Source organism: Streptomyces sp. NPDC059816 (assembly GCF_042732055.1).
Lineage (GTDB): Bacteria > Actinomycetota > Actinomycetes > Streptomycetales > Streptomycetaceae > Streptomyces.
In genome coordinates this window covers 99567-108703 of record NZ_JBHWIQ010000013.1, presented here as the reverse complement: position 1 = coordinate 108703, position 9137 = coordinate 99567, and the positions used below count along the sequence as shown (strand labels likewise).

The following is a 9137-nucleotide window of genomic DNA, read 5'->3' as shown; positions in this document are numbered from 1 at the left end:
GTTCCGGGTCCCGGGTCCCCGTTGGCGCGGCCCGGGGTGTTCTGGGTCCGGGGGGGGGGGGGGGCCGGGGGGGGGGGGGGGGGGGGGGGGGTGCGGGGGGGCGGTGGCCCGGGCGCCGTTCGGGCGGCGTCCGGGCCACGGTCCGTTCAGAGGCCGGCGGTGTACAGCAGGCGGTTGGGGGACGACTTGCTGACGGTGAGGGCGTCCCTGGTCGCCTGGCTGATGATCCAGTTGCCGACGTCCTGCGCGGTCGCCGTCGGGTTCACGGCCTTGTAGAGCGCCGCGACGCCCGCGACGTGCGGGCTGGCCATCGAGGTCCCGTCGAGGGCGGTGCTGCCACCGCCCAGGCGGGCCGAGATGATCGCCCGGCCGGGTGCGTAGAGGGCCAGACAGGGGCCGAAGTTGCTGAAGTCGGTCTCGATGTCGTCATGGTCGGTGGCGCCGACGGTGAGGGCCCAGTTGGCGCTGGCCGGGGAGACGTCGCAGGCGTCCTTGCCGTCGTTGCCCGCCGCGACCACCGGCAGCACGTCGTGCGTGGTGAGGTTGTTGACCGCCTGGTTGACGGCCTCGTTGCGGTCGCCTCCGAGGGAACCGTTCAGCACGGCGGGCTGCCGGGCGTTGCGGGCGACCCAGTCGAAGCCCGCGATGATCCCGGACCACTCGCCCCGCCCCGCGCAGTTGAGGACCCGTACGCTCACCAACGAGGTCTGGCGGGCCACCCCGAAGGTGGCGCCGCCGACCGTGCCCGCGACATGGGTGCCGTGTCCGTTGCAGTCGGCCCCGTTGCGGCCGTCACCGATCGCGTCGAAGCCGGGCACGGCCCGCCCACCGAACTCGGCGTGCTGGTAGTCGATGCCCGTGTCGACCACGTAGGCCGTCACCCCGGAACCGGTGCCGTGGACGTTGAACTCCTGGTTCAGCGGCAGATAGGGCTGGTCGATCCGGTCCAGGCCCCAGCTCGGCGCCGCGGCCAGCGCGGCGCGGCCGGGGATGCGGGTCGCCGTGGCGGTGCCGTCCTCGTCCACGGCGTCGACCGCGGGCAGTGCGCGCACCGCGGTGAGTTGCGCGGGGGTCAGCTTCGCGGCGAACCCGTTGAGCGCCGAGGTGTAGGTGAAGAGGGCGGTCGCTGACGGTGCCACCTTCTTCAGCACGGACGCCGGTGAGACGCCCTTCGCGACGGTGACGATGTACTGGCCCGCGACGGGCACGGGCGTGGGGCGCAGCGGCGCGGGCTCGGCACGGGTCCCGGTGAGGGCGGCGGTCGGGTCGGGGGCGGCGGTCGACGTGGCGAGGGCGGGCGCCGTCGTGGAGAGCAGGGCGGTGACGGCTGCGGCGAGTGCGAACAGCCTCGGGTGCGTGGGCATCCCGTGACCCAACCAAATCACCTCCCGCAAATCCATCACCCTGAGTAGCCGTTCGCTACTTTTCGTACACATGGGGGAGGGTGCGCGGCCGGTCGGTCGCGGGACGCGCTCAGGGCAGGAGTTGACGGACCAAGGTGTCGGTGGCCCAGCGTTCCCAGCGGGCCGGGGACCAGCCGCGGACGGTGACCAGGAGACCGTACGTCTCGGGGCCGAGGACGGTGAACGCGATGTCGGCGGCGGATTCGGCGTCGTGGCCGTCCCGGAGCGTTCCGCCCGTCTTGGCCAGTAGGGCGCGGGCGAAGTGCAGCTGGACGGTGTGGCGTTGCTCCACGCTCGTCCGCCACAGCGTGGCGAGTTCGGGATCGGAGGCCGCGGCTGCACGGACCACTTCCAGGACGGGTGTCGCCCGCTGCAACACGCCGCGCGCCCCCGCGACCTGCCGGGCGAGTTGCCGGGCGGGGTCGGGAGCGGCGAGGACGGCGCGGGCCCAGGGGCGGTCGAGGGTGGCCGCCGAGTCGGTGTCGCCGGCGATCGCGGTGTCCAGGACCTCCTTCAGCAGGGCGCGCTTGGTGCCGAAGGTGAAGTAGACGGTCTGCACGCCGACCTCGGCGGCCCGGGCGATGTCCTCGACCGTGGTGCCCGTCCAACCGCGCTCGACGAACAGCCCCGCGGCGGCGGCGAGCATCCGGTGCCGGGTGCGACGGGTCTTCTCGGCACGGGTGAGGGGTGGGGTCACGGGCGGACTCCTCAACGGGCGCGGGCTGCGGGTCTGGGTGCCGCTGGCTCCACGACCTGCTCGGGTGAAGGCCACCGACCCTTTGACTGTAGTGAGACTACAGCGTGTTTCACTGGAGTATGACTACAGCGAATTCCCCTGTCGCCGACGGCCGCATCCTGGTTCCCGGTGGCTACGGGGCCGTCGGCACGGCGGTGGCCGCGATCCTCGGGCAGTGGTTCCCCGGTCGGGTGGTGCCCGGCGGCCGGAGCGCGGATCGGGCGCGACAGCACGGCGGGGTCCGGGTGGACGTGAACGATCCGCAGGACTTCCGTACGGTCCTCGACCGACTCGGCGACGTGGGCGCCGTGGTGCTGTGCGTGGAGCCGCCGGACGAGTCGGTGGCACGTGCATGTCTGGAGCGGGGCGTCCACCTGGTCGACATCGGGGCGGACGAGCGCCTGCTCGGCGCGGTCGCCGCGCTCCATGACACGGCGCTCGACTCGGGTGCCTCGGCGGTGCTCAGCGTCGGTGTCGCGCCGGGACTGAGCAACCTGCTCGCCCGGCGCGCCCACGAGGAGGTCGGGGGCGCACAGCGGATCGACCTGACGGTGCTGCTCGGATCGGGCGAACGGCACGGCGCCGACGCGGTGCGCTGGACCGTGGCGGGGCTCGCCGCCCCCACGACGGCCCGTCCCCTGCGCGTCGAACTGCCCGGCCACGGGCTCAGAACCGCGCACCCCTTCCCGTTCTCCGACCAGCACACGCTGACCGGCACCCTCGGCGTGCCCCGGGTGACCACCCGGCTGTGTCTGGACTCACGGGCGGCCACGGCGCTGCTGTTCGGGCTGCGCCGCACCGGACTGCTACGGGCCGCCGACCGCCCGTTGCCCCGGCGGCTGCTCACCGACGCCTTGGGTCGGGTGCACCTCGGCGGGGACGCCTTCGTGGTGCGCGCCGACGCGTACCGGGACGGACTGCACGTCGCCCGGGTCGCCCGGGGACTGCGGCAGAGCCGGTTCACCGCCCTGGTGGCCGCGCACGTCGCACGACACCTGCTGACCGGCGGGCCGGCGCCCGGGGTCCGACACATCGAGGAGGTGCCCGCGCTGGCGGACCTGCCCGAGCGGCTGGCCGGTGACGGACTGACCGTGCTGCGACTGACGGACGGACCGCGGTGAGGGACGACTGGTCGGGCGGCGGGCGGAACGGGTACACGGAGGCCGGGGACGCCTGGGCGCACGCGGCGGACGACGTGGTGGCGCTGGCCCTCGCCCGGGTCGACCGGGAACGCCACGGATCGGTCCCCGAGGTGCTGGACGTGGGCACCGGGTCGGGTCCCGCGCTGCTCGCCGCGGCCCGGGCGGGTGCCCACGGGGTGGGTGTGGACCGGGCGGCCGACCTGGTGCGGGTGGCGGCGGCCCGGGCCGCCGCGGCGGGGCTCGGCGGTCGGACCCGGTTGCTCGTGGGGGACGCGGGGGCGCTGCCGTTCCCCACGGGACGCTTCGACGTGGCCCTGTCCACGTTCGGGGTGATGTTCGCGCCCGATCCGTGGCGCTCGGCCGCCGAACTCGTCCGGGTCTGTCGCCCGGGCGGGTGGCTGGCCGTCGCGTCCTGGACCCCGGACGGAGTGTTCGGCCGGATCGCCCCGACCGTCGCCCGGGTGCTCCCCCGCCCGCCGAGTTCGGTCGACGCCCCCACCCGTTGGGGCGAACCCGGTCACGTACGGCGGTGGTTCGCCCCGCTGCCGGTGACCGTGGAGACCCTGGTGTGCCAGGTCCGCGTCACGTACCCGTCTCTCGACCGGGCGGTGCGGGCCTTCACCGACAAGCCCGGTCCGTTGCGGCAGTACCGGACGGCCCTGGAGGCGGCCGGGCGCTGGGAGGTCGCACGGGACGCCCTGGGCGAGCTGTTCACGGCACACGACCGGGGCACCGGCGGAAGGCTCCAGATGGACGTTCCCTACCTCGTGGCGCTCGGCCGGGTCGATCGGGGGATCGGATAGTCCCGCCCGCGAAGGAGTCGGGCCGTGGCCCCGGGGGCGTCGGACGCCCCGCAGGGTGCTGTGGTTCCACCGAACGGTGGGGGCGCGGATCAAGCATCACGGTCGGGCCTCGGCCTTGGCCGAGGGCTACCGCCGCCGTCTGCTCACGTGACGCCCCCGCTGCCGGCCGCCGCGCGGCAGGACCGTCGCGAGCGGCATCAGGACCGGAAGTGGACGACGACGTCCGCCAGGTCGCGGCGGTGCGGCTGTGCACCGCCGGGGCGTGGTGACCACGGACTGCGGTAGTACGCGGCGGCGGCCCGGGGGTCGTCCCCCGAACCGCCGTCCGTTTCCCGGCCCTTCCCTCGGCGCGGGCGCAGACCGTCACCTCAGTTCCTTCGTCCGCTCGCCGAGGATCCGCGCCGTGGGCAACACCCGCTGGAGCGCACGGCCCTCGTCGGCGCCGTCGAACTGGGTGCGGTGCAGTTCGGCGTACCGTCCGTCACGGGCGAGCAGGGTGTCGTGGGTGCCGCGCTCGACGATCCGGCCGTCCTCCACCACCAGGATCTGGTCGGCGGCCCGGACGGTGGACAGCCGGTGGGCGATCACGACGGCGGTCCGGTCCGCCAGTGCCTCGGTGAGCGCCTCCTGCACGGCGGCCTCGGAGGTGTTGTCGAGGTGGGCGGTGGCCTCGTCCAGGATCACCACGCGTTGTCGGGCGAGCAGCAGCCGGGCGATGGTCATCCGCTGGCGCTCCCCGCCGGACAGTCGGTAGCCGCGTTCACCGACGACCGTGTCCAGGTCGTCGGGCAGGGAGCGGACCAGGCCGTCGAGGCGGGCGCGGCGCAGGGCGTCCCACAGTTCCTCTTCGGTGGCGCCGGGGCGGGCGAGCAGCAGGTTGGCGCGGACCGACTCGTGGAAGAGGTGGCCGTCCTGGGTGACCATGCCGACGGTGGCGCGCAGCGAGTCGGTCGACAGGTCGCGCACGTCGACGCCGCCCACGCTCACCGTCCCGGAGTCGGTGTCGTACAGCCGGGGCAGCAGGGAGGCGATCGTGGACTTGCCCGCCCCGGAGGATCCGACGAGGGCGACCGTCTGGCCGGGTTCGGCGCGGAACGACAAGCCCTTGAGCACGTCGCCGCCCTCGCGGGTGTCGAGTGAGGCGACCTCCTCCAGCGAGGCGAGGGAGACCCGGTCGGCCGCGGGGTAGCCGAAGCGCACATCGGTGAACTCCACGGCCACCGGGCCCTCGGGGACCTCGCGGGCGTCCGGCCGCTCGGCGATCAGCGGCTCCAGGTCCAGCACCTCGAAGACGCGCTCGAAGCTGACCAGGGCGCTCATCACCTCGACGCGGGCCCCGGCGAGTGCGGTGAGCGGGGCGTACAGCCGGGTCAGCAGGAGGGCCAGGGCGACGACGGCACCGGGCTCCAGGGTGCCGCGCAGGGCGAACCAGCCGCCGAGTCCGTACACGAGGGCGAGGGCGAGGGCGGACACCAGGGTCAGTGCGGTCATGAACGTGTACTGGGACATCGCCGTGCGCACGCCGATGTCCCGGACCCGGGTGGCGCGGACGGCGAACTCGGCGGACTCCTCGGCGGGCCGCCCGAAGAGCTTGACGAGGGTCGCCCCGGGTGCGGAGAAGCGTTCGGTCATCCGGGTGCCCATGGCGGCGTTGAGTTGCGTCGCCTCGCGTTGGAGTCCGGCCATCCGGGTGCCCATCCGGCGGGCGGGCACGACGAAGACGGGCAGCAGGGCCAGCGCGAGGAGGGTGATCTGCCAGGACAGGGTGAGCATCACGGCGAGGGTGAGCAGCAGCGTGACCACATGGCCGACGACTCCGGACAGGGTGGTGCTGAAGGCGCGTTGGGCACCGATGACGTCATTGTTGAGGCGGCTGACCAGGGCGCCGGTGCGGGTGCGGGTGAAGAAGGCGACGGGCATCTGCTGGACGTGGTCGAAGACGGCGCGCCGCAGGTCCAGGATCAGGTTCTCGCCGAGCCTGGAGGACAGGCCGCGTTCGATCAGGCCGAGTCCGGCCTCGACCACGGCGATCACGGCGATCAGCAGGGCGATCCGCACCACCGTCCCCGGTGGGCCGCCGCTCACGATGGCGTCCACCACCCGTCCGGCGAGCAGGGGGGTGGCGACGGCGAGGAGCGAGGTGACGATGCTGAGCAGGAGGAAGCGGACGATCGGCTTGCGGTGGGGGCGGGCGAAGGCGGCGATGCGGCGCAGGGTCGCGCGACGGAAGGGGCGGCGGTCCTGTTGGGCGTGGATGAGGCCGTTGAGCTGCGTCCATGCGGTGGTCTCCATGTTCATGCCGCTGACGGTAGAACCTCAATCAACCTTGAGGTCAAGTGTGCCGCGCGGTGGGTTCGCAGGAGCCGTCACGGGCAGGGGCGGGGAGCCGCCGCCTCGGCTTCTTCCCGACCACGGGAGGTTCTCAGGAGGAGGGAGGTGTGCGAGAGTCCTCGGCATCCCCGGTCAGCCGGGGAGGTGGAGGGCCGGGCATCCGGGCGGGAGTCGGTGCCGGTCCGGGCGGCCGGGGACGGGAAGGGTGCGATGAAGGTGACGGGGAAGCCGCAGCCGGTGGGCGTTGCCGGGCCGGAGCCGCGGGGGCTCGCCGTGGGACTGATCGGGGCGGGCACCATGGCCCGCGCCCATCTACCGGCCTGGCTCGCCCTCGGCGCCCGGGTCGCCGTGTGGTCCGCCGGCGGCGGTGCCGCCCGGCTGGCCGAGGAGTTCCGGGCCGAGGGGGTCACGGCGGCGCCGGACCTGGACGATCTGATCGGCCGCAGCACGGTCGTCGACATCTGCACCCCGACCCCGAGTCACCCGGCCCTCGCGCTGGCCGCGATCGCCGAGGGCCGGTCCGTGGTGTGCGAGAAGCCGTTGGCACTCACCCCGCAGGACGCGACGGAGATCGTGGAGGCCGCGGAGGCGGCCCACGTGCGGCTCTTCCCGGCGCACGTCGTGCGCTACTTCCCCGCGTACGAGGCCGCCGCCGCATCGGTCGGCCGGGGCGAACTCGGAGAGCCCACGGAGCTGCGGTTCTCCCGGGGCGGGGCCTATCCGGTGTGGTCACCGTGGTTCGCCGACCCGGCGCTGTCGGGCGGCATCCTGATGGACCTGATGATCCACGACATGGACTACGCCCGGCTGTTGGCGGGCGAGGTGGTGAGCGTCCGGGCCGAGGCGCAGACCGCTTCGAGCACCGCGCCGGGCGGCGCGCGGGCCGAGGGCAGCGCCGTGCTCACCCATGCGTCGGGCGCGGTCAGCCGGTTGTCCGCCACCTGGGGCCGGGCCGACGTGCCGTTCCGCACGACCTTCCGGGTCACGGGGACCCGCGGGGTCGTGGCGCACGACTCCACGGCTCCCACGGGCCTGCGGGATCCCTCGGGTTCCGGGGACGCGCCGGACGCGGCGCCGCCCGCTGAACCGGCGACGGAGAGTCCCTACCTCACTCAACTACGCGAGTTCGCCGCCGCGTTCGAGGGTGGACCGTCACCCAGGGTGAGCGCCTGGGACGCAGTGGCCGCGGTCCGGATCGCGGCAGCCGCCGTGCTGTCCGCCCGTACGGGAGAGGCCGTGGACCTCACCGGTGACGCGGAGTTCTGAGAACCGCTTCGCGACCCGTCCGGCGGCACGATCAGCACCCCCGCGAACCCCCATGCAGTCACCCCAGGGAGAGGAGCCCCACATGGCCGGCACGACGGACGGATCAGCCATGCCGCAACACCCCGCACACGAGACCCGGTTAACGGGCGGGCGGCACACCGGCGCGACCACCGGCCTCACCGACGGCGCCTGCGCGAGGGCCGGTGGCGACGGAGTCGAGCACGGCGTCGAGGACGGCTGGGGGCGGGTCGCCGACGTGTTCCACGCGAACTTCGAGGCGGGCTCCGGCGAGGTCGGCGCGGCCTGTAGCGTCTACGTGGGCGGACGTCCCGTCGTCAACCTGTGGGACGGCCTCGCCCATCGCGAGACGAACCGCCCGTGGCGCGCGGACACCATCGTCCAGGTCGCGTCCACCACGAAGGGCGCCACCGCGATCTGTGCGCACCTGCTGGTGCAGCGCGGCGCGTTGGACCTGGACGCCCCGGTGGTCCAGTACTGGCCGGAGTTCGGCGCCGCCGGCAAGGAGCACATCCCGGTGCGCTGGTTGCTGTCCCACCAGGCCGGGCTGCCGATCGTCGACGGACCGCTGACGTTCGCGCAGGCGTGCGCCTGGGACCCGGTGATCCGTGCGCTCGAAGCGCAGGAACCGCTGTGGCGGCCGGGCACGGAGCACGTCTACCACAGCATCACCCACGGGTTCCTGATCGGGGAGCTCGTGCGACGGATCTCCGGCAGGTCGCTCGGGACGTTCTTCGCCGAGGAGGTGGCCGCTCCGCTGGGCCTGAGCGCCTGGATCGGGCTACCGGAGGAGCAGGAGGAACGGGTGGCCTCGATCGAGTACGCCGCTCCGTTCAGCCTGGAGGAGCTGATCGCCGGGATCATCGCGACGACCGGGCTGGACGCGGACACGGTCAACGCCTGGATCAACGCGGTGTGGGGTCCGGACTCCGTCCAAGCACGCGCCGGTGGGCTAGGCGGCGCGCTGGACAACACGTCCGCCTATCACACGACGCGGGCCTGGCGCGCGGCGGAGTTCCCGGCCGCGAACATGCTCGCCGACGCGCGGTCGGTGGCCCGGATGTACGCCGCCACGGTGAGCGAAGTCGACGGCGTACGGCTCCTCGACCCCTCAACGGTCCAGCGGGCAACGGCCGTTCAGACCACAGGGACGAGGATGCACGGGCTGCCGCCGGGGCTGAACATCCCGGCGATCAGCTCCTTCAACATGTCGCTCGGGTTCTGGCGGGCCTGTCCACCGCTGCCGATGGCCGGGCCGGCGTCGTTCGGCCACCCGGGCTCCGGCGGATCGATCGGCTTCGCGGACCCCGATGCCGGTGTCGGCTTCGGCTACGTCACCAACCTCTGGAACTTCCGGCCGGACGACCCGCGGGCGGCCGACCTGGCCGCGGCCGTCCGCCGCTGCCTCGAACGCTCCCCCGCCTAGGAGGGTTCGACG

7 protein-coding genes are annotated in these 9137 nt (G+C 73.8%); 4 read left to right on the top strand and 3 right to left on the bottom strand.

The genetic code is table 11. The features are described 5' to 3' along the window. Window positions 1-146: 146 nt before the first annotated feature. Entirely contained in the window at window positions 147-1364 is a 1218-nt protein-coding gene (locus ACFV88_RS18735; protein WP_385492525.1) for a S8 family peptidase, read from the bottom strand. Between the two features lie 109 nt (window positions 1365-1473). Continuing rightward, on the bottom strand, window positions 1474-2100 hold the full coding sequence (locus tag ACFV88_RS18730) for a TetR/AcrR family transcriptional regulator (RefSeq protein WP_385492522.1): 627 nt from the start codon (window positions 2098-2100) through the stop codon (window positions 1474-1476). 119 nt (window positions 2101-2219) lie between these two features. Here ACFV88_RS18730 and ACFV88_RS18725 point away from each other — a divergent pair, with 119 nt between their 5' ends. Together ACFV88_RS18725 and ACFV88_RS18720 are read left to right on the top strand one after the other, a co-directional pair. Then, window positions 2220-3260: a saccharopine dehydrogenase family protein gene (locus tag ACFV88_RS18725; protein WP_385492520.1), complete on the top strand. Its 1041-nt coding sequence runs from the start codon at window positions 2220-2222 to the stop codon at window positions 3258-3260. Next, a complete protein-coding gene (locus tag ACFV88_RS18720) occupies window positions 3257-4084 on the top strand; it encodes a class I SAM-dependent methyltransferase (RefSeq protein ID WP_385492517.1) in 828 nt (275 codons plus the stop codon). The genes ACFV88_RS18725 and ACFV88_RS18720 overlap by 4 nt, the downstream gene beginning before the upstream one ends. A 363-nt stretch (window positions 4085-4447) precedes the next feature. Here the strand turns inward: ACFV88_RS18720 and ACFV88_RS18715 are convergent, their stop codons facing one another. Beyond that, window positions 4448-6382, bottom strand: a complete 1935-nt coding sequence (locus ACFV88_RS18715) for an ABC transporter ATP-binding protein (RefSeq protein WP_385492514.1) — start codon at window positions 6380-6382, stop codon at window positions 4448-4450. Between the two features lie 243 nt (window positions 6383-6625). On the opposite strand from ACFV88_RS18715, the gene ACFV88_RS18710 reads away from it, so the two are divergent. Then, window positions 6626-7681: a Gfo/Idh/MocA family protein gene (locus ACFV88_RS18710; protein ID WP_385492512.1), complete on the top strand. Its 1056-nt coding sequence runs from the start codon at window positions 6626-6628 to the stop codon at window positions 7679-7681. 82 nt (window positions 7682-7763) lie between these two features. Then, window positions 7764-9125 (top strand): serine hydrolase domain-containing protein, encoded by a 1362-nt coding sequence (locus ACFV88_RS18705; RefSeq protein WP_385492509.1) that lies wholly within the window; start codon window positions 7764-7766, stop codon window positions 9123-9125. The last annotated feature ends 12 nt before the right edge of the window (window positions 9126-9137 follow it).

Bases quoted from the DNA above. Each gene is read 5' to 3' on its own strand.
- ACFV88_RS18735 (WP_385492525.1), bottom strand. From the start codon at position 1,364: ATGCCCACGCACCCGAGGCTGTTCGCACTCGCCGCAGCCGTCACCGCC.
- ACFV88_RS18710 (WP_385492512.1), top strand. From the start codon at position 6,626: ATGAAGGTGACGGGGAAGCCGCAGCCGGTGGGCGTTGCCGGGCCGGAG.
- ACFV88_RS18715 (WP_385492514.1), bottom strand. From the start codon at position 6,382: ATGAACATGGAGACCACCGCATGGACGCAGCTCAACGGCCTCATCCAC.
- ACFV88_RS18725 (WP_385492520.1), top strand. From the start codon at position 2,220: ATGACTACAGCGAATTCCCCTGTCGCCGACGGCCGCATCCTGGTTCCC.
- ACFV88_RS18705 (WP_385492509.1), top strand. From the start codon at position 7,764: ATGGCCGGCACGACGGACGGATCAGCCATGCCGCAACACCCCGCACAC.